General features: G+C 44.5%; 18 protein-coding genes and 1 tRNA gene. 14 read left to right on the top strand and 5 right to left on the bottom strand.

Annotated elements, in window-relative coordinates; all coding sequences use genetic code 11:
- Positions 1–62: 62 nt before the first annotated feature.
- From pal to AB4484_RS14210, 4 genes are all read left to right on the top strand, one after another.
- Positions 63–605: a peptidoglycan-associated lipoprotein Pal gene (pal, locus tag AB4484_RS14225; protein ID WP_017062069.1), complete on the top strand. Its 543-nt coding sequence runs from the start codon at positions 63–65 to the stop codon at positions 603–605.
- A 33-nt stretch (positions 606–638) separates the two neighbouring features.
- Positions 639–1,421: a tol-pal system protein YbgF gene (ybgF, locus tag AB4484_RS14220; protein ID WP_372078798.1), complete on the top strand. Its 783-nt coding sequence runs from the start codon at positions 639–641 to the stop codon at positions 1,419–1,421.
- A 209-nt stretch (positions 1,422–1,630) separates the two neighbouring features.
- Positions 1,631–2,692, top strand: a complete 1,062-nt coding sequence (gene nadA, locus AB4484_RS14215; RefSeq protein WP_017062067.1) for a quinolinate synthase NadA — start codon at positions 1,631–1,633, stop codon at positions 2,690–2,692.
- A 172-nt stretch (positions 2,693–2,864) separates the two neighbouring features.
- A complete protein-coding gene (locus AB4484_RS14210; RefSeq protein ID WP_372078796.1) occupies positions 2,865–3,896 on the top strand; it encodes a potassium channel family protein in 1,032 nt (343 codons plus the stop codon).
- Between the two features lie 75 nt (positions 3,897–3,971).
- On the opposite strand, the gene AB4484_RS14205 is transcribed toward AB4484_RS14210, so the two are convergent.
- Positions 3,972–4,541 carry a UPF0149 family protein gene (locus AB4484_RS14205; RefSeq protein WP_017062064.1) on the bottom strand — a complete coding sequence of 190 codons (570 nt, stop codon included), beginning with the start codon at positions 4,539–4,541 and terminating at the stop codon, positions 3,972–3,974.
- Positions 4,542–4,712: 171 nt separating this feature from the next.
- Between AB4484_RS14205 and AB4484_RS14200 the strand changes: the two genes are divergently transcribed.
- From AB4484_RS14200 to gltS, 4 genes are all read left to right on the top strand, one after another.
- Positions 4,713–7,166: an ATP-binding protein gene (locus tag AB4484_RS14200; RefSeq protein WP_372078794.1), complete on the top strand. Its 2,454-nt coding sequence runs from the start codon at positions 4,713–4,715 to the stop codon at positions 7,164–7,166.
- 248 nt (positions 7,167–7,414) lie between these two features.
- Positions 7,415–7,864 carry an L-alanine exporter AlaE gene (locus tag AB4484_RS14195; RefSeq protein ID WP_372078792.1) on the top strand — a complete coding sequence of 150 codons (450 nt, stop codon included), beginning with the start codon at positions 7,415–7,417 and terminating at the stop codon, positions 7,862–7,864.
- Positions 7,865–8,044: 180 nt separating this feature from the next.
- A tRNA-Ser gene (locus tag AB4484_RS14190) sits at positions 8,045–8,135 on the top strand.
- A gap of 254 nt (positions 8,136–8,389) precedes the next feature.
- On the top strand, positions 8,390–9,604 hold the full coding sequence (gltS, locus tag AB4484_RS14185; RefSeq protein WP_017062061.1) for a sodium/glutamate symporter: 1,215 nt from the start codon (positions 8,390–8,392) through the stop codon (positions 9,602–9,604).
- A 64-nt stretch (positions 9,605–9,668) separates the two neighbouring features.
- On the opposite strand, the gene AB4484_RS14180 is transcribed toward gltS, so the two are convergent.
- On the bottom strand, positions 9,669–10,421 hold the full coding sequence (locus AB4484_RS14180; protein WP_372078790.1) for a DeoR/GlpR family DNA-binding transcription regulator: 753 nt from the start codon (positions 10,419–10,421) through the stop codon (positions 9,669–9,671).
- A gap of 9 nt (positions 10,422–10,430) precedes the next feature.
- The gene (locus AB4484_RS14175) at positions 10,431–11,135 is read right to left on the bottom strand and encodes a glycerophosphoryl diester phosphodiesterase (RefSeq protein ID WP_372078788.1); all 705 of its coding nucleotides are present in this window, start codon (positions 11,133–11,135) and stop codon (positions 10,431–10,433) included.
- Between the two features lie 273 nt (positions 11,136–11,408).
- On the opposite strand from AB4484_RS14175, the gene AB4484_RS14170 reads away from it, so the two are divergent.
- The 6 genes from AB4484_RS14170 (at position 11,409) to AB4484_RS14145 (ending at position 17,768) form a co-directional block, all read left to right on the top strand.
- A complete protein-coding gene (locus AB4484_RS14170; protein WP_248402001.1) occupies positions 11,409–12,422 on the top strand; it encodes a C4-dicarboxylate TRAP transporter substrate-binding protein in 1,014 nt (337 codons plus the stop codon).
- A gap of 102 nt (positions 12,423–12,524) precedes the next feature.
- The gene (locus AB4484_RS14165) at positions 12,525–12,989 is read left to right on the top strand and encodes a TRAP transporter small permease (protein WP_248384931.1); all 465 of its coding nucleotides are present in this window, start codon (positions 12,525–12,527) and stop codon (positions 12,987–12,989) included.
- A 9-nt stretch (positions 12,990–12,998) separates the two neighbouring features.
- Positions 12,999–14,282: a TRAP transporter large permease gene (locus AB4484_RS14160; protein ID WP_004741611.1), complete on the top strand. Its 1,284-nt coding sequence runs from the start codon at positions 12,999–13,001 to the stop codon at positions 14,280–14,282.
- Between the two features lie 35 nt (positions 14,283–14,317).
- A complete protein-coding gene (locus AB4484_RS14155; protein ID WP_239916610.1) occupies positions 14,318–15,103 on the top strand; it encodes an HAD-IIB family hydrolase in 786 nt (261 codons plus the stop codon).
- A gap of 259 nt (positions 15,104–15,362) precedes the next feature.
- Positions 15,363–16,289 (top strand): LysR family transcriptional regulator, encoded by a 927-nt coding sequence (locus AB4484_RS14150; protein WP_372078785.1) that lies wholly within the window; start codon positions 15,363–15,365, stop codon positions 16,287–16,289.
- 225 nt (positions 16,290–16,514) lie between these two features.
- A complete protein-coding gene (locus tag AB4484_RS14145) occupies positions 16,515–17,768 on the top strand; it encodes a D-amino acid dehydrogenase (protein WP_372078783.1) in 1,254 nt (417 codons plus the stop codon).
- Between the two features lie 75 nt (positions 17,769–17,843).
- Here the strand turns inward: AB4484_RS14145 and AB4484_RS14140 are convergent, their stop codons facing one another.
- Together AB4484_RS14140 and AB4484_RS14135 are read right to left on the bottom strand one after the other, a co-directional pair.
- Complete coding sequence (locus tag AB4484_RS14140; RefSeq protein ID WP_372078781.1) at positions 17,844–18,581, bottom strand: dienelactone hydrolase family protein; 738 nt, start codon at positions 18,579–18,581, stop codon at positions 17,844–17,846.
- A 223-nt stretch (positions 18,582–18,804) separates the two neighbouring features.
- Positions 18,805–19,740, bottom strand: coding sequence for a pyridoxal-phosphate dependent enzyme (locus AB4484_RS14135; protein ID WP_372078780.1), 936 nt, complete (start codon positions 19,738–19,740; stop codon positions 18,805–18,807).
- Positions 19,741–19,863 lie beyond the last annotated feature (123 nt).

Genomic DNA, 19,863 nt, shown 5'->3' with positions numbered 1-19,863 from the left:
TAACTATCTATAGCACTCTTAGTCGCTGTAGAAACTAAGTTTGATAACGTAAGGAAAAAAAGATGCAACTTAACAAAGTTCTTAAAGGCTTGATGATTGCACTACCAGTGATGGCAGTAACGGCATGTAGCTCAACTGATGAAGCAACATCTGCAACATCTGGTACAGAAAGCAACCAAACAACTTCAGGTTCAGAAGGCAACGTAGACACAACTGTTGTAACGCCAATTGACGCTAACGGTCAACTGTCTGAGCAAGAGCTTAAAGAGCAAGCGCTACGTGAAACTCAAACAATCTACTTCGCATTCGATAACTCTACTATCGCTGGCGATTACGAAGAAATGCTAGCAGCTCACGCAGCATACCTAGTTAAGAACGTTGACATGAACGTTACTATCGAAGGTCACGCTGATGAGCGCGGTACTCCTGAGTACAACATCGCACTTGGCGAGCGTCGTGCACAAGCTGTAGCGAAATACCTACAAGCTCTAGGTGTTCAAGCTGACCAAATCTCTATCGTAAGCTACGGTGAAGAGAAGCCACTTCTTCTAGGTCAATCTGAAGATGTGTACGCTAAAAACCGTCGCGCAGTACTAGTTTACTAATTTTAGTAGACTATATAATTGAGGAATTGCCTCATGTTCAGTAACACAAAGCGAGTCATTTTGCTTTCGTTACTGGCAAGTGCAGCGAACACCGCGTTCGCTGCACCAGCTCCAGTATCCGATCTCAATAGCACCGCAACCAATTCATCATCTTCCTCTCGATCAGCATCTAACGAATCAGATATTGAGCGTTTAGAGCGCCTGCTTCAAAATCGCAATCTCGTTCAGCTTCAAATGCAACAGCAAATCGACGACATGGCACTGGAGATCAGTGAACTTCGTGGTGAGCTGGAACGAAACAGCTACGATATGAAGCAAATGCTAGAGCGTCAGCGTGAACTGTTCATTGAACTGGACCGCGTAAGAGGCGAGGTGAAAGCAGCAGGAACAGCAACGGTAGCAGTGGCGGCGAGCGAAGGCTTTAAAGACGCTTCTGGTACGTTCAGTACTGATGTGGATGAGCAAACTGCTTATCAAAATGCTGTAGATATGATTCTAAAGCAACGAGACTACACGGGTGCTATCGCTGCATTCCAGAAGTTTCAAAAAGACTTCCCAGATTCTACCTTCACACCTAACTCACATTACTGGTTAGGTCAGCTTTATTTCGCTAAGAAGCAAGATAAAGAAGCGGTGAAGAGCTTCGCTGCTGTTGTGTCTTATAAAGACTCAAACAAGCGAGCAGATGCACTGGTTAAGCTTGGTGACATAGCTGCGCGCAACAACAACGCGACGCAAGCTAAGAAATATTACCAACAAGTCGTAACCGAGTACCCAAACAGTGCTTCGGCTAAAGTGGCTAAAACCCACTTATAACCAAAATAGGGGTGCTTAGGCGCCTCTTTTTTATACCTGTTCACTTCCGTTTAGTGTTTACTTCTCTTGCTAGTGATGCCAACGCATCGCCTTGTTTATGCGTTTTAAGCATTAGCTAGCCACCGCTTGCAACCAATCCTTTTTGATCCCAATCGCTGTCCTGTGTAGAATACTCTAATTCTCGGAAGAAGTTGCGTAGAGCAAGAGCAATGAGTCATATACTAGATAAAATCGATACAGTTTACCCGTTTCCGCCTAAGCCAGTTCCATTGAGCGACGCTCAGAAACAGGCCCACATCGCAAACATCAAAAAACTACTTCAAGAAAAAGATGCAGTTCTAATTGCACACTACTACACCGATCCTGAAATTCAGGCTCTGGCAGAAGAAACTGGTGGTTTCGTTGGCGATTCATTAGAAATGGCTAAATTCGGTAACCGTCACTCAGCAAGCACTTTGATCATCGCTGGTGTTCGTTTCATGGGTGAGTCTGCAAAGATTCTTACTCCTGAAAAACGCATTCTAATGCCAACACTTGAAGCTGAATGTTCGCTTGATCTTGGCTGCCCAGCTGACAAATTTACAGAATTTTGTGATGCTCACCCTGACCACACTGTGGTTGTATACGCGAACACCTCTGCAGCTGTTAAAGCTCGTGCAGATTGGGTAGTGACGTCGAGCATCGCTTTAGAAATCGTTGAAAGCCTAGACGCTGAAGGCAAACCTATTATTTGGGGTCCTGACCGTCACCTAGGTTCTTACATCGCAAATCAAACTGGCGCTGACATGTTGCTTTGGCAAGGTGAGTGTATCGTTCATGATGAGTTCTCAGCTGATGCTTTGAAGAAAATGAAATCGGTATACCCAGAAGCGGCTATCTTGGTTCACCCAGAATCACCAGCAAGCGTGGTTGAACTGGCTGATGCTGTAGGCTCAACAAGCCAACTGATCAAGAAAGCAAAAGAGCTGCCTCATCCACAGATGATTGTTGCGACAGACAAAGGCATCTTCTTCAAGATGCAGCAATTGGTTCCTGAAAAAGAGCTAATTGAAGCGCCGACAGCGGGTGCTGGTGCAACGTGTCGTAGCTGCGCACACTGTCCTTGGATGGCAATGAACGGCCTTGAAGCGATTGAAAACGCGCTTGAGAATGGTGGTGAGCAACACGAAATCTTCGTTTCTGACGAACTACGTGTGAAGTCTCTTATTCCATTGAACCGCATGCTAGATTTTGCAGAGCAGTTAAATGTGCAGGTAAAAGGTAACGCGTAAGCCGTTCTTTTATCTAACCCAAAAAACCAGCCAATCGTGCTGGTTTTTTTGTACCTGCGTATAGGCCGCCAATATCAATCTTGTGGTCATGTATCTTTTTCTGATGATACATCTTGTTGATATCAGGTATTTTTTCTAGCATGTAAGTAAGAGGAAAAGATTAGAGGCTCGAATGATAATCTGGTTACAACTCAAACGCTGGATCAAAGCAAACATCTTTGTTTTGAACGGCAAAAACTTACTGTTCACTTTTCTTGGCTACATCGCTTTATCGTGGTCGATGCTGTATTTGGCGGGTGAAACAGATTTAACCAGTTCGGTTACTTTATTCGCTTACTACTTGGTTGTGACGGCTTCTACAGTTGGTTATGGTGATTTATCACCGACCACGGTAGCGGGGCAGTGGATCGTTATTCTATTTGTGATTCCAGGCGGGTTGAGCCTTTTCGCTGCGTTACTCGGTAAAGTGGCGACAGAAGGCGTTGAATATTGGCGAGCGGGCTTGCTAGGAAAAAGGAGAGTTAGAGTGGACAACCACATTTTGATGTTGGGATGGAATGAGCAAAGAACCATTCACCTCATCCGCATGCTGCAACACGAAGAAACGGGTAAGCGACCAATCGTATTATGTACGCGTTCAGATATCGAAAACCCGTTACCCGGTGAAATCAATTTCGTTAAAGTAAATAGCTACACCGATGGCAAAGAGATGGAGAAAACGGGCATTGAGTCTGCAAGTTGCATCTTGATTGATAACCCAGAAGACGACATAACGTTATCTGCGGCGCTTTACTGTGCCAACCGAAATCCTAAGGCACACCTTCTTGTTTACTTTAAAGATGAAGCGCTGAGCGATTTGCTGCACAAGCATTGCCCTAACTCAGAATGTATTCCAGCGGTGGGTGCAGAGATGCTAGCAAAAGCTGCAGTAGACCCAGGATCAAGTGCGCTTCATCAAGAGTTATTGAGCTCAACAAGAGGCATGACACAGTATTCAACGTACTTCCCTGAAGACGCTGAGCCTGTCACCGTCGCGCCTATTTTCTCTGTGTTTAAAGAGAAGTATCAAGCAACGCTGATCGCCATTGATACGGGAAATGGTATTGAGCTCAACCCAGAGTTAGACCAAGTGGTCAGCAGTGGCACTAAGCTGTTTTATATCGCAGACGAGCGAATTGATGACTTCGATTGGAAAGGCTTCTAAAGCGACTATTTTCATTTGTCTAGAAACTAAAAAAGGCCTCATTGTGAGGCCTTTTGGCATGTATAAAGCTAACTTTTATTGAGCTTCAGCCAGTGCAATGCCACGCTGCGTTAGACCGCAAAGCATCACAGGAACCGCATTAAAGATCTCTTCAAATTGTTCTAGACCTTCGATGCCTTGCTCTGCAAGCGTAGCAATTGAAGTTTCTGGATCGTAAAGCATGCTTAGTGAAAGCAGTACACCGCCAACGAGTGCGTTATCTTCGCTCTCTTCAGGCATCAGTGTTTCCCAATCGTCGCGAGCAATCTGCCAGCCTTGAAGCAAGCCTTCACAAAAATCACGCGCGGCAGTGTTCACCACTTCTTCGTCGTCTAATTGACAAGCTTCAGGCCAAACCCAAGTCCCTTCAATTAGTTCAGGGCGAGTTTTATTCCAAAGCTCGATGATAACTTCAATGTAGCTTTCTAGCTGTTCACCATCCGTAAAAGGTGCGACTTCCTCGCCACCCCATAAGAACGGTAGCCACTCATGCGGGGTTAACACATTCGGTGCCGCTGCCATTGCAGTGACAAAGCCCATTGTTTTGTGTTCTGTGATTAGCTTTCCTTCCAACTCTGGAAGCGCAAGAATATCTTGTAAAGTCAAAGTGAGGTACCGTAAAAGGGAACATATTTGCGCTTATAGTACCAATGAACTTGTGCCAATCAAGCTTCAATCTAAAAAGGCTTGATGTCATGGATGATAAACACTAGGTTTAACAGAAAAGAAAACAATAAAAGAATTATGCAGATACGGTCGTCTTTAAAGAAAAAAAGTATGGTAGCGCTTGGATTATACCTTGCGATGTTTATTGCCATTGTCGGTAGTGTGACGTATTACGTCGTAGAATCCCCTGTGCGCGCCAAATTACAACAAAACCTCGACTTGCGTACGCAACTGTTATCCGCATTGATTACAGAGCCACTCAGTAGTTCTCAAGGCTTTGTAGACAGTCTCGTTGGGTTTGCTCAAGCACATCGTAACGGTGATGATGTTATTGCCCTCTTTAAGTCCATGCTGGCGGCGAGCGACGATACGATTGTCAGTGCCGGTATTTGGCCTGAACCTTATGCGCTCGATTCTAAAAAGCTTCTCAACAGTTACTTTTTTAATAAAGCCGACGATGGAAGAATCGATCAGATATATTCTTACAACAACCCCAAAAACGCCCCTTATCAAGAAGAGTATTGGTACACCTCTGTCGTCAACAAAAAACAAGGAACGATCTCTTGGAGCGATGTGTATATCGACCCATACACACACGTTCGAATGATTACGGCGTCTTCCCCTTATTATTACGACGGTTCTTTTGCCGGTGTTGCCACGGTGGATCTCTCGCTCGAAGAGCTGCTTGGTTTTATCAAGAACCACGCCGAAGAATACAACCTTGGCATTACGCTCAGAGACAAGCTCAACCAAGTGTTGGTTTCGCATAACTTTAATCTCGTTGAAGGCATTTACATCAGTAGCAATCAATTTGGTGATTTTGGCTGGCAAGTGGATGTGGTTAACTCCAAATCACGAGTAGCAGACGAAGTGTTTCGTCAGGTGATGAGCATTGAAGGCGGTATTGTTCCGCTCTTGCTACTTTGTGTCATGGCGGGGTATTACTTATTGAACCGTTATTTGATTAGTCCAATCACAAGGATTGCAGCACAGGTTGATAGCTCGAAAGCGGGCGAAATCATTGATGTGGATTACTCTAGTGATGACGAAATCGGCCATTTGATTAAAACCTTCAACGAAAAGACCATTTATCTCGAAGCGGAAAAGGTTAAAGCTCAGGCATCCACCAATGCAAAAACCGCTTTCCTTGCGACCTTGTCACATGAAATTCGCACTCCGATGAATGGAGTATTGGGTACCGCTCAAATCCTATTAAAAACGCCTCTAAATTCTGAACAAGAGAAACATCTTAAGAGCTTGTATGAGTCCGGCGATCATATGATGACTCTACTCAACGAGATCTTAGACTTCTCGAAGATCGAGCAGGGCAGGTTGGATCTTGATGAAACGCGTTTCCCGCTTGATTCGATCATCGGCAGTATTAACAGTGTTTACTACACATTGTCTTCCGAGAAAGGACTTCAATTCAAAGTGTACTCTGAGGTGCCTTCGGGTCGTTGGTACTTCTCAGATAAAGCTCGCCTTCGCCAAATCTTGTTTAATCTATTGAACAACGCGGTGAAGTTCACTTCCAGAGGCTTTGTTGAGGTGTACCTGAAAGAAGTGGTAGAGGGGAGTGACACCTATCTGAGTATTAGAGTTCGTGATACAGGAATTGGTATCTCTAAAGAAGCTCAGAAGCGTATTTTTAAACCGTTTGAACAAGCGGAGTCTTCGACCACAAGACGCTTTGGCGGTACTGGTCTTGGCCTCGCGATTGTGAAGAAAATTGCCCAGTTGATGGATGGCAGTATTACCGTCACCAGCGAAGAAGGGATAGGCACGAGCTTTGATGTTCGCCTGAAGATTCAGCCATGCCAGCCAGGCGAGATAGAGAGCTTGCCACATAAGAAGTTGGACTACTCAGGCTTAAAAGTACTTATCGTCGAGGACAACCGAACTAACACGGTGATCATTGAAACCTTCATGAGCAGTAAAGGCTTTACCTGCAAGAGCGTCGAAAACGGTGAACTTGCGATACAAGCCGTGGTTGCTGAGCGCTTTGATTTGGTACTCATGGATAACCATATGCCTGTGATGGACGGCGTTGAATCAACCACTGCGATTCGTGCTTTGATAGGCGATGTGTCATCGGTATTGGTGTTTGGTTGTACGGCTGATGTCTTTAAAGAGACTCGTGAGCGTATGTTGGGGGCGGGTGTGGATTATATTATCGCTAAGCCGATTGATGAGCGTGAATTGGATGATGCCTTGTTCCGCTACTCAAATAAGCTTTATCAATACCATGAAGTAAAAGCGGATGAGCTCGAAAGCCAAGACGTGAAACAACATGATTCGAAAAGTAAAAGCGAGTCACTGCCTAAACCTGATCTTGGAAACAAAGATAACACTGAAGAGCTGTTAGTGACGCTATATGTGGCGCTAGAAGACAACAACCTAGAACTGATTCAATTTGCACTAGAGAGCCTACGTGTCCACGTTGAACCTATGAACAACGCGGAACTTACTGAACAAGTCGATAAAGCGTTAGAGCAGGTTGCTTTAGGAGCACCACCAACACAAGATGTCATTAATATCATTACTGTAAATCTACCGATGGCTTAAATGTTGTTTAATTACGGTAAGTAAATGACGAATTGTCCAATATTTGACCTCGGTTGGATTTTTTGGTGAAAGTGACTGCTTTTAAAGTGGTTTTTGGTTGTTAATTTACAACTTGATTTTTAATTTGGAATGTATGACTACTAATCTTGTGATTTAATAGCGACATTATATGGTGAGGTGCAAATGTGCCTTGCTTATATGTTACTAAATCACTAATTAAGCAGTGATATATTTTAGGTTTATCGTCAATGAAGTCTCGTGGTCCATTTTGTATTCGAAACGCAGCTGCGGATACATTTGCTATGGTCGTTTTCTGTTTTATTTCTGGCATGATCGTAGAAGTGTTTATTTCTGGTATGACGTTTGAGCAATCTCTTGCTTCTCGAACGTTATCTATTCCTGTAAACATTGCTATCGCTTGGCCTTATGGCGTTTTTCGTGATTGGTTCTTGCGCAATGGTGCAAAACTTTCACAAAGCTCATTGATGAAAAACTTGTCTGACTTGATGGCATTCGTGTTATTCCAGTCTCCTGTGTATGCGGGTATTTTGTTGGCAGTGGGTGCTTCAGGCGACCAAATTGTTACGGCTGTAACCAGTAATGCCGTTATCTCGTGCGGTATGGGCGTACTTTACGGCTACTTCCTCGATATGTGTCGTAAATGGTTTCGAGTTCCTGGCTACTATCAACAAGCTTAAGAAAAGCAACAAGCGTAAGTGCAGCGAAAGAATGAAATTTGGTTTGTTTTTGATCTAATGAGTTAATTTGTAATCGAACAAACCGAAAAAGGCACTTTTTTTGATAATGCCCCTTGACCAAAGCAAGCAGAATCAATAAAGTAGCGCCTCGTTGAGTGACATGCTCAACACACAATTTGTGGAAGGATGGCTGAGTGGCTTAAGGCGCTCGCCTGGAAAGCGAGTATACGTTTATAGCGTATCTGGGGTTCAAATCCCCATCCTTCCACCACTATTCAAAACCCTAGCAGAAATGCTGGGGTTTTCTCGTTTTAGAGCCCCTATATTCCACCTCATCTGTATCTCTCCCTAGTATCCGTTCCTTTAATGATTTCTTTATAGTTATTACCTCTATTAATACCGTCGCAGAATTAACCATATTAGATGTTTTTATCATCGATAATCGCTTGATTTTTTGGCCTGAATCTAGATTATTAATAGTACGCAATATTATGAATAATCTAACTATTAGGAACCCATAGCCCCATGACAGAAACCCTAGTTTCTCCAATGCTCTCTTTTACGATCGCGATTTCGTTACTGTTTATCGGCAAAGGTTTGATTGAGCGATCTGAAGTATTAAGAAAGTATTCACTGCCAGAGCCTGTGATTGGTGGCTTTGTCTGCGCAGCGACCGTAGCGGCGCTTTACTATATTTTTGAAATCCAAATCACTTTTAGCCTAGATGTCAGAGACTTTTTGCTTCTCTACTTTTTTGCTGGCATAGGGCTACAAGCGGATATTAAAACACTGATTAAAGGCGGGCGACCGTTGTTCATCCTACTGTGTCTTGCTGCCATTTTTATCGTGTTGCAAAACGTAGTCGGAATGGCAGTCGCTTCTGGCTTTGGAATGGATGCGAAAGCAGGCTTGCTATCTGGGTCTGTTAGCTTGATAGGCGGCGTAGGCACAACGTTAGCGTGGGCACCAATGTTTGTGGAAGAGTTTGGTATTGCTAACGCGCTCGAACTTGGTGTCGCTTCAAACACGGTTGGTTTAATTGCAGCGTGTGTGATTGGTGGCCCGATTGCCAACTACCTGCTCAATAAACACAAAGTAAGCCCTTCTAATGAAGAAGAGGTTACGGTTGGTGCATTCCAAGAGAGTGAAACAAAAACAGAGCTAAGCCACTACGGCGTTCTGTGGGCATGGTTGATTCTTAACTTAACACTGATGCTGGGTTACAGTTTGAGTGAAGTTATCGACTCAATGGGTTTGAAACTGCCGTTATTCGTTAGCTGTTTGATCGCAGGTATCCTAATCGGAAACGTTGGTCGCGCACTGTTTAAGAAACGTCGTACACAAGAGAAAATCGCCCAAGGCCGCAAAGGCTTGGCGATGATCTCTGACATCTGCTTAGGCATGTTCTTAACCATGGCATTGATGGGGTTACGTATCTGGGATCTCGATGGACTGTTTGGCTATATCTCTGTTGTCATGAGTATCCAGATCTTACTTTCGCTGCTGTTTACTGTGTTTGTCGTTTATTACTTGATGGGAAGAAACTACGACTCTGTGGTGATATGTTCAGGCTTCGGTGGTATCACTCTAGGCTCGACAGCAACAGCAATTGTGAACATGACCGCAGTAACTCACCGCTATGGCGCAAGCCCACAAGCGTTCATTGTGGTGCCATTAGTGTGTGGTTTCTTTGTTGATTTGATCAACGCGCTAGTGATCAGTTTCTTTGTTGGTCTGTAGCGCTAATTAAGAGCAATTGTCTTAAGCACAAAAAGCCTAGCTGTGATGCTAGGCTTTGTTGTATTCAAGTATGAGCATTCTCTTCTACTAAGTGTATGTTTAGCTCCGAAGGTAATTGGCTTCTATTGGTGTATATGCGGTCAAAGTCATTCAGTGACGCTACCTTTAGAGCGGCAAAGCGTCCCCATTTACTGGCATCCGCGACAAGCCAGCTTTCGCGGCTGTTTTTAATAATCGACTTGGATAGGTCTGCTTCAACTTGCTCATGCTCCATGGCGAAATGACTGTCTGTTACTGAGCCACACCCACAGATGCCAATGTCAGCTTCAAAATCGGAAAAGAAGTGGACCACGCTACTGCCCACCATGTCTTGGTGTTCTCGTCTGAACAAGCCGCCAGCCAAATACACTTCAATTTGCTCATTTGCTTCAAGAATGCGAGCCACCTGAAGGTTATTGGTGATCACTCGTAACGCGGGCTTTGCCAACAAATACTGAGCGATACGAGTGACGGTGGTACCAATGCCCATCATGACGGTTGAACCTTCAGGTATCGCGTCGGCAACCGCCATCGCAATACTGTCCTTTATCTCTGACTCAACACCAGCACGGAATCTGTAGCTCGTGTTGGTGAGCGTTGTGGGTAAGCTCACGCCTCCATGAACTCTTCGCGCTAGCCCTTGCTCACACAAGTGATTTACGTCACGACGAATGGTTTGAGTGGTGACAGAAAACAACTCGGCTAAGTGGTCGATCTGTATATCTTGGTTAGCCTTAAGCGTTGCGAGTATTTCTTTCTGACGATGGTTCAGTTCCATAGAAGTTCACTAAAATTGGTTTGGTACGTCGGTGATGATGTTATCGACACCAAGGTTGAAATATTTGGCCGCCAATTGAGGATCGTTCAGTGTCCATATTTTAAGAACTGCGCCAGAAGCTTTGATTGCTTTGGCCGTTTTCTCGTCAAGAATTCGGTGGTCAATATGAATGCTGTAAAGGTCGAGTGATTTGAGTGATTCCAAGCTGTAATCATTCCACACTTCGCAGATAAAGCCACGTTTAACCTCTGGCATCATCTGTTGGCAAAGGCTTAGTGCCTCTTTTTTGAAGCTTGAGATGAGTAGCTTTTCAGTAGGGAACTGCTTTTGTTCAATCAGTGCCGCGACTTTCTCAACTAAAGGTTGGATAGTCTTATCGTCGTAAATTTTGATTTCAAGGTTCAAAGTCACATCGAGCTCTAGGCACTTGTCGAGCGCTTCACTCAACGTAGGAATAGTTGTCCCCGCGAACTCGCTACCAAACCAACTGCCAGCATCTAGCGCCTTGAGTGCGGTTAAATCTAAGTCTGCAATATTGCCCGTTCCGTTGGTACAACGATTTACCGTCTTATCATGAAAAACCATTGGGGTGCCATCAGCGCTTAACTGGGTATCAATTTCAATCCATTTAGCACCAGCTTTCGCGGCTTGTTCAATACTCACTAACGTATTTTCTGGTGCTAAAGAAGCGGCACCGCGGTGGCCTGTGATCATAATTCAATCTCGATGTTCATTTGAAAATTCAGGAAACAGTATCTCTACTTTATTACAGATTTATTATCTACCCGCCATATCTGCTTACTTTAAATGAGAGCAAGCTTAAAGGTGTTGTATAGAGTTTATACAATAGTGAGACCTTATACTCACAATGTTCAAATTACTAAGATCAATGTTCATATGAATGTAATAATTCACTTACATACTCTACGAAAACTTAATAACACCCTCTATATTTAGAAAACGATAGCCAAGAAAAGGTGATTAGAAATGAAAAAGCTATTAGGTACAGTAATTATGGCGGCGACGCTGCTTGTTGGTTGTGGTGAAGCTGACAAGGCTGGTTCTGAAGCTAAAGACGAGCCGATCAATATCAACATGAGCCTTGTATTCACTCAAAATGAGTTGTTAACACAAGAACTTATCAAAGCGACCGACAAAATTAGAGAAAGAACCGACGGCTCGGTAAACATTAAAGTTTTCCCTGGCGGTCAATTACCTGTTTACAAAGATAACTTGGAACAAGTGGTTAACGGCGCAAACTGGATCGCTGTAGAAGATTTGACTTACTTAGGTGATTACGTGCCTGACTTTGCTGCACTGGCAGGTCCAATGCTGTACAACACCTACGATGAATATTTAGCGATGATGGACACTGATTTCGTCGCTGGCCTTAAGGCTAAAGCCGAAGAGAAAGGCATCAAAGTACTGAATGCAGACTACATGTTTGGCTTCCGTCACATGATCACTAATAAAGAGATCGTGAACTCTGAAGACATGAAAGGCATGCGTATTCGTGTTCCACAAAGTCAGCTGTTCATTAGCACGCTTTCAGCAATGGGCGCAGCTCCAGCTTCTCTTCCATTCCCTGAAACCTATGCAGGCGTTCAACAAGGTGTTGTTGACGGTCTTGAAGGTTCTATCTTGACGATGTACTCAACCAAGATCTATGAAGTAGCAAAGAATATGTCTTTGACTAAGCACTTCCTAGGCACTGTGGGTATCTACATTTCACCAACGCTTTGGGATAAATTTACACCAGAACAACAGCAGATCATTAACGAAGAGTTAGAAGCGGGCGCTGAATCTAACACTGCAGAACTGGTTAAGCTTGATGTTGAATACACTCAGAAACTTGAAGAGCTAGGCGTTACCTTCAACGAAGTGAATTCTGATGAATTCAACCAACTGACTGCGGATGTATACAACCAATTCCCAACATGGAGCGAAGGCATACACGCGACGATCATGAAAGAGCTAGAAACGATCCGAGCTGCACAGTAGTTCTGCATAAATTAATTAGTTAATGATTACGGCCTAAATATTCTTAGGCCGTTTTATTCCTGAAATACCACGTTGTATTAGGTATTTCACTGGAGAAGTCTTTTGTTTTTATTGAAAAATATTGAAGAAATCCTCGCTTCTATCGCTATTTCGATCACCGTTTTGGTTGTGATCGTTAACGTCGTCTTGCGTTATGGATTTGGCTTTGTTGTCCCGTGGAGTGAAGAGCTGTCGGTTATTTGCTTTATCTGGGCTGTCTACTTAGGAATTAGCTCCTGTTACAAACACAAGCTTCACATGGGAGTCGATGTGGTGGTTGCCATGTTGCCAGAAAAAGCAAAAATCCCATTTAGGCTATGTGTTTCCGTTTTCCTACTGGCTCTGAACATCTTAATGGCTGTTCTGAGTTATCAGTATCTCATGCTATCTAACAAGGTAACGCCAGTAATGGGCGTGTCATATTTTGTTATCAATGGCGTGCTGTTGCTTTGTTTCTCATTGATGGTGATCCACACCGTTCGATTTATCGCGAGCGATGTCGCTTCTCTAAAGCGCTCTTCTAAGTAGGTACGATTTATGGAAAGCTATCTTCCAATCCTTATTCTGTTCGTTCTATTTCTATTGAATATACCCATCGCGTTTTCTCTGATCGCATCAGCGATGGTTTACTTTCTTTTTATCAATGACTCTATTCCGGTGAGCTTGGTGATGCAGCGCTTTATTAGCTCTGCTGAGTCTTTTCCGTTGTTGGCTATTCCGTTCTTTATCATGGTGGGTTCGGTGATGAACTATGCGGGGATCAGTAAGAGCTTGCTTGCCTTTGCCGACTCAATGATTGGCCATAAAACTGGTGGTCTTGCTCAAGTGAATGTCGCACTGAGTACACTGATGGGCGGTATCTCTGGTTCTGCAAATGCGGATGCGGCGATGCAGTCGAAGATTCTTGCTCCTGAGATGACCAAGCGTGGTTATGACTTGCCATTCACGGCCGCTGTGACCGCTGCGTCATCAAGTATCAGTCCAGTGATTCCACCGGGTATTAACTTAATCATTTTTGCGTTGTTAGCGAACGTGTCGGTTCATCAAATGTTTATTGCGGGCTACGTCCCTGCATTTTTGATGGCGTTGTCGCTGATGGTCACTATTGCGTTTATCGCGCGTAAACGTCGTTACAAACCTTCTCGTTCGGAGCCTGCGTCTGCCAAAGAGCGTTTTCATTACTTCCTAAAAGCGATTCCGGCACTGCTGATCCCGTTCGGTATTATTCTGGGCATGCGTTTTGGTTTGTTTACTCCGACAGAAGCGGGGGCTATCGCCGTATTGCTTTGTGCGATTATTGGCATCTTCGTTTATCGTCAACTGGGTTTACGTCATATCCCGCTCATCATGCGTGAAACCGTGCAGGGAACAAGTAGCGTTATGTTCATCATTATTGGTGCCATGGTGTTTGGGTACTACATGACGCTAGAGCAGATCCCTCACAATGTTGCTTCTGCTTTGATTGAGCTTACCGACAACAAGTTAGTTTTGCTGTTGTTGATTAACGTACTGCTGTTAGTGGTCGGCATGTTCATCGAAGGCGGCGCTGCAATGATCATACTCACGCCATTGCTGCTGCCTGCTGTGCTTAACCTAGGCGTTAACCCAGTTCACTTCGGCATTATCGTGATTGTGAATATCATGATTGGTGGTGTGACTCCGCCGTTTGGATCGATGATGTTTACGGTTTGCTCGATTTTAAAAGTTCGTATGGTCGACTTCGTAAGAGAAGTGGCTCCGTTGTTGCTAGCACTACTCACGGTTCTGATGTTGCTGACTTTCTCTGAAAGCTTAGTGATGTTTTTACCGAATTTGCTTTAACACTGTTTAGTGATTGATTATTTAGAGGTGTAGAAATGAATTCGGTATCGAATGAATTGAACCAAAATTGGAAAAAGATAGATTGGGTGTTAACCGATGTGGACGACACCTTAACGTGGCAAGGTCAATTGCCGCCTGAAACCTTGATCGCTTTAAGTAAGTTGCGTGACTCGGGCAAGAAAGTGGTTGCGGTAACGGGCGCTTGTGCTGGTTGGTGTGATCACATTGCTCAGCTGTGGCCTGTTGATGCGGTTCTCGGCGAGAATGGCGCTTTCATTATGGAAAAGAAAAACGGTTATCTGACATTGCGTTCAGATATTCCTTTGCCAGAAGTCAGTGCTAATCAGAGCAAACTGAAAGAACAAGTCTTAGCTATTTTGAGCGATTATCCAGAGCTCAGTTTAACGCTGGATCAGTCGTACCGCTTGTGTGAAGTTGCGATAGACATCGGTCAAAACCGTCCGAAAGTTGATGATGCGATTATTGAAGAGATAGTCTCTAAGATTCACGCGTTAGGTGCACACGCCACAGCAAGCTCCATTCACATTAATGCTTGGTATGGTGAGCACTCTAAGAAAGCGACATCGACCGCTTTTCTCAAAGAGAAGGGGCTGTCTGACCAAGAAATAGTCGAGCGTAGTTGTTATGTCGGTGACTCGATGAACGATCAATACATGTTTGAAATCTTGCCTAATAGTGTTGGGGTGGCAAATATTCAGCATTACTGGGATCGACTAGAGCATCACCCATCAGTGGTGATGAGCAAGCCGGGCGGGTACGGTTTCTCAGAGTTTGTAGACAAGTTACTTGCATTAAAATAGCACTCGGTTGGCGGTTTTAACTGCCGATGATTAACATCAAACACAGCTCATTTCTTCGTTGAATTGAGCTGTGTTTTTGTTTTATCACAACATAAGCGTTCATTTCTTCAGATGGCTTGTGAGCCTTTTAAAATACTTCTGTTGGTGACTCAGCCCACAACTTGCAAACTTGCTGTGTTGGTATTTCAATTCCTAGATGGGCAAATGAGAAATTTGTGAGACGCTTGATTAAGTGTCAGTTGAATAACAAGGAAGTTGAATGCACCACTTTAATATCCGCGCGCTGGAATACCTTAATGCTTTATCGAAATACGGGTCGTTACGAAAGGCATCTAAGATGATGAACGTTGATCCTGCCGCGATGAGTAGAATGCTGACACAGTTAGAAACGCAAGCGGAAATGAAAGTATGGGAGCGCAACAACCGCCAATCACTGTTAACCGAAGCGGGTAATGAACTGTTGAATTACTACCGTTCCATTGTTCGTGGAGAGGCGGCAGTGCTTGCTCGACTAACCAAGCTTAAAAGCCTCAAAGGAGGCAATGTCAGCATTGCGATCGGTGAAGGGTTTATTACCAACTTGGTGTCAAAGCCGATGCAAACCTTTATGACTCGTTATCCTGATATCAATCTTTCTATAGAGATCGCTGGGGCATTGGATGCCGTGAAAATGCTGGAAGATCAACAGATCGATTTCGCGATCACCTATGCGTCTGCACCTCATCCTAAACTGTATTCACATGTTGAACGTAGCCACCCTTTAGAGCTTATTGCGCCGAAAGGGCACGTACTGACGATGCAAGAAACACCAGTGACACTACAAGATATTAAAGATGCTTCTCTTGCTTTGATCGATAACTCGACAGGCATGGGCAGGCTAGTGAAGCAGGCTGAACAAAACTCCCACCTGACCTTGCAGCCAAAGCTTCAAACCAACTCGGTAACCGCGCTTACAAACTTTGTTTCGGCAGGGCTAGGCGTGACCTTTATGCCCAAACTTACGGTACTCGATGAGATTAAGTCCGGGCAAATTGAAGTGGTTGCGACCGAGTTGGAGATGCTATCGAAGGCGACGGTTAAGGTTCAATCTTTGAAAGGCCGTGCACTCACGCTACAAGCCGAAACCTTGTTGGATTTCTTACTCGAAAACGCCACTTTCTTGAGTCATGACGCTTACAATATTTAGGCTTAATCGATTTACTTAGCGACTCCTACCTAAGCTTTCAAATACCGCTAATATCACACTTCCAAACTGCCGAATTCGTTTTTAAGTCGAATTGATTTTTTGTCAACGCTCTCTCTATTGTTAAGTCAACAAGTGCGGAATAAGTTACAAATTATTAACGAAACGAGTTTTAGACTGACAGCTGTGTTCGACAGGTTTGGCTTTGTCGGACATTAGGGGAAGAGAATGGAAGTTATTGTAATTGGCAGTGGTGTTATTGGATTGACCAGCGCATGGTACCTTGCGAAGGAAGGCCACTCGGTCACGGTTATTGATCGTCAAGATAGCAGTGGTAAAGAAACCAGCTTTGCGAATGCCGGACAAATTTCTTACGGTTATTCTTCACCATGGGCGGCGCCTGGTATTCCATTGAAAGCGATGAAATGGCTTACCCAAGAACATGCGCCACTTAAAGTGAAGCCGTCACTTTCTCCCGAATTGGTGTCTTGGGCGACTAAGATGCTCGCCAACTGCAATGAAGCCAAATATGCACAGAACAAATCGCGCATGTTGCGAGTCGCTAACTACAGTCGAGATTGCCTGACTCATCTAAGAACCAGTGAACAACTGGCTTATGAAGGTAGGCAGAAAGGCACGCTACAAGTGTTTCGAAGCGAAAAGCAATTGGACGCTATTCAGCAGGATATGAAGCTATTAACAGAGAGTGGAATCGAACACACTCTGTTTGATGTTGAACAGTGTCTGTCAGTGGAGTCGGGCTTAGCAGACGTGAAAGATAAGCTGGTGGGCGGCCTGTATTTACCGCACGATGAAACCGGTGATTGTCATCAGTTCTGTTTAACCCTGACTGAGAAAGCCAAGCAACTCGGCGTTCAGTTCGTGTTTGATACCGAAGTAGTTAGGCTCAATTATCAGAATCAAACCATTGAGAGTATTACAACGACTCAAGGCGAGTTCAAAGCGGACGCTTACGTGGTTGCTTCAGGAAGTTATTCTCGAGAACTGTTGAAGCAAGTCGATTTGTCGATACCGGTTTATCCAGTTAAAGGGTATTCGTTAACACTACCGATCGTGAATGCAGATAAGTCACCAACTTCGACTGTGATGGATGAAACCTACAAGGTGGCGATGACGCGATTTGATGACCGTATTCGTATCGCGGGTACGGCCGAGCTTGCGGGTTTTAATTACCTTATCCCTGAAAAACGCAAAGCTACGATTGATATGGTGATTAAAGATCTTTTCCCACAAGCGGGTGACTTTTCTAAGGCTGAATATTGGACTGGGTTACGACCAATGACGCCGGATGGTACGCCTATTATCGGTAAGACGCCTATCAAGAATCTATTTACCAATACGGGCCATGGAACTCTAGGTTGGACGATGGCATGTGGCTCAGGAAAGATTTTGGCAAGCGTGGTCAGTGGATCAGCTAGTGATATTAAAACTGATGACTTAAGTATCCACCGCTATTTGTAGTGAGATGATGCAGTGATAATTAAACAACCCCATTCTTAAGCTTTCGAATGGGGTTATGGGTTCTGAGGGAGAAGATTATCTGGTGGTGGTTTCTAGCACATGAGTAAATCTATCCCAGGATTTTTGGTCAGCTTCTTGTTGATAGTTGTTTGAGCCGAATACGGTAAAGGCATGCGGCGCACCACTGTAGGTGATCATTTCATGCGGAACTTTGGTTGTTTCAAGCTGAGCGGCGAGGCTGCCAAAGTCTTCCATTGAGATCATGGCGTCAGCTGTGCCATGGAACACGACAACAGGAGCTTTTGTCTGGGAGTAGTCTTGTCCTTTCGGTGTTGATAAACCGCCATGGAAGGTGACATAAGCTTTCGATGGGATACCCGCACGAGCGGCTTCTAAAACGGCTGCGCCACCAAAACAGTAACCCATCATCACGTTATTATCTAAGTTACCACCAAGCCTTTTCGCTTCCATTGCTCCCGCGCTGAGTAGCGCACGCATTTTTTCTCTGTCTTTATACAGCTCGCCTGTGTGTTGCTTTTTATCTTTCACTTCGGTCGGGCGAATGCCTTTACCAAATAGGTCGATGGCGAACACGTTGTAACCTAGCTCGTTGAGCATCTCAGAACGTTTCTTTTCGTAATCGGTTAAGCCATCCCAATCGTGTACTAGCAGTACCAAAGGTGCTTGATCACTGGCTTCACTCCAATAACCTTCGTAATCCATCCCATCGACTTGGTAAGTGACGTTTTCTCCTGATATCGCAGAGAAGGGCAGTAAAACTGAAAACAGGCCGAGCGTAGTGAGTTTTCGCATGCGTAATTCCTTTCGATGACAATTGACGTTCCAATCGAAAGTATAGATAACGCGATGATTCTCGCCAGATTTCTGTCTCTAACTTGAAATGTATGGCAGGGATAACAGATGGCTATTACTGGTAAACAGCCATCGAAAGGGAGTGCGATGGCTGTTCATGATGCGCTGAGAAACTCTCAGTTCGCAGAAACGCGGGGGTATTAGAGTAGAAAAGAACGGACTACTACCAAGTAGCGTTATCAGCGGTGTGGCGACTTCGAAGTTCTGGGTACTTACGTTGATAGCGCGGCAACATCGACTCATTACCTAAGATGCCACCTTGATGGATATAGATGACGGTTTTGGTTGGGTTCTCTTCTTGCCATTGCTCTAGGCATTGCCACATCAATGGGTCATAGAGAAGGTCGAATTCAATATCCGTTTGTACTTGTAGATCCAACCAAGTTTGATAGTCCTGTTGATATAGCTTACCAAAATGGTGTTTAGTTTTGAGCGGTAATATCTGCGGGTGATCGGTTTCGCCAAGTTCGTTGAACTGCTGTGTTAAGTAATCACTGCCGCCAACACATGCACAGGTTAATACCGGGATGTTGTGCACTTTTAAATGCTTATGCAGATACAGAGCCGTGCTGCCTGTGCCTGCTGGAAGTGCCACCACGAAATCGTGTTTGTTTTCGAAACGCGTCCAGCTGAGTATTTCAATCGCCAGTTGCTTCACGCCGTATTCAGAAAGCTGAGAGCGTCCACCTTCTGGTAACACAATGCATTGTGAGTCAGGTTGTCTTACTTGCTCAATATACTCTTGTGGATGAAGCTCAGTGCCTGTTTCTTTGACTGAAATAACCTTAGCCCCAAGATCGATAGCGCCACGGTAGTTGCCGAGTGGGCGTTCTTGTAGCCATTGAGGCAGGTGGTCGACGTAAAACTCAAGCGTCCAGCCTTTGATTTTTGCAAGTGCGGCTAGCGAGAACAATGAGTTGGCTTGAGCGGAACCATAGCTTATTAGGGTGGTAGTGCTTGGGTGCTCGTCTTCCAGTAGCTTCATGAACTTTCTGGCTTTGTTGCCGCAAAAGTGGGAATGAAGCTGATCGTCACGCTTTAAGAAAAAGGTGTGGTCGTTGTATTGATGTTGAGTTACAGGGCTATTATTTAGTTTCATCGCACTTAGACAAAATGCTGACTCAAGAGCTAGCATTTATAGTTCAAATAGGACTAGCGAGTATCTAGTAGCTAGGGACCGCTGTAAACCAACTAAATCAAGTTTTCGTTCGATATTGAGCCT

It is taken from the genome of Vibrio sp. 10N.261.46.A3 (assembly GCF_041472995.1).
Classification (GTDB): Bacteria; Pseudomonadota; Gammaproteobacteria; order Enterobacterales; family Vibrionaceae; genus Vibrio; species Vibrio coralliirubri.
Note: the sequence above shows the minus strand (reverse complement) of the source record. Positions and strands in the feature narration are given on the sequence as shown.

What these genes read in the sequence shown, in the direction of transcription:
- AB4484_RS14200 (WP_372078794.1), top strand. Translation starts at nt 4,713, where the DNA reads ATGGTAGCGCTTGGATTATACCTTGCGATGTTTATTGCCATTGTCGGT.
- AB4484_RS14140 (WP_372078781.1), bottom strand. Translation starts at nt 18,581, where the DNA reads ATGCGAAAACTCACTACGCTCGGCCTGTTTTCAGTTTTACTGCCCTTC.
- AB4484_RS14155 (WP_239916610.1), top strand. Translation starts at nt 14,318, where the DNA reads ATGAATTCGGTATCGAATGAATTGAACCAAAATTGGAAAAAGATAGAT.
- nadA (WP_017062067.1), top strand. Translation starts at nt 1,631, where the DNA reads ATGAGTCATATACTAGATAAAATCGATACAGTTTACCCGTTTCCGCCT.
- AB4484_RS14175 (WP_372078788.1), bottom strand. Translation starts at nt 11,135, where the DNA reads ATGATCACAGGCCACCGCGGTGCCGCTTCTTTAGCACCAGAAAATACG.
- AB4484_RS14145 (WP_372078783.1), top strand. Translation starts at nt 16,515, where the DNA reads ATGGAAGTTATTGTAATTGGCAGTGGTGTTATTGGATTGACCAGCGCA.
- AB4484_RS14195 (WP_372078792.1), top strand. Translation starts at nt 7,415, where the DNA reads ATGAAGTCTCGTGGTCCATTTTGTATTCGAAACGCAGCTGCGGATACA.
- gltS (WP_017062061.1), top strand. Translation starts at nt 8,390, where the DNA reads ATGACAGAAACCCTAGTTTCTCCAATGCTCTCTTTTACGATCGCGATT.
- ybgF (WP_372078798.1), top strand. Translation starts at nt 639, where the DNA reads ATGTTCAGTAACACAAAGCGAGTCATTTTGCTTTCGTTACTGGCAAGT.
- AB4484_RS14160 (WP_004741611.1), top strand. Translation starts at nt 12,999, where the DNA reads ATGGAAAGCTATCTTCCAATCCTTATTCTGTTCGTTCTATTTCTATTG.
- AB4484_RS14150 (WP_372078785.1), top strand. Translation starts at nt 15,363, where the DNA reads ATGCACCACTTTAATATCCGCGCGCTGGAATACCTTAATGCTTTATCG.
- AB4484_RS14180 (WP_372078790.1), bottom strand. Translation starts at nt 10,421, where the DNA reads ATGGAACTGAACCATCGTCAGAAAGAAATACTCGCAACGCTTAAGGCT.
- AB4484_RS14135 (WP_372078780.1), bottom strand. Translation starts at nt 19,740, where the DNA reads ATGAAACTAAATAATAGCCCTGTAACTCAACATCAATACAACGACCAC.
- pal (WP_017062069.1), top strand. Translation starts at nt 63, where the DNA reads ATGCAACTTAACAAAGTTCTTAAAGGCTTGATGATTGCACTACCAGTG.
- AB4484_RS14210 (WP_372078796.1), top strand. Translation starts at nt 2,865, where the DNA reads ATGATAATCTGGTTACAACTCAAACGCTGGATCAAAGCAAACATCTTT.
- AB4484_RS14170 (WP_248402001.1), top strand. Translation starts at nt 11,409, where the DNA reads ATGAAAAAGCTATTAGGTACAGTAATTATGGCGGCGACGCTGCTTGTT.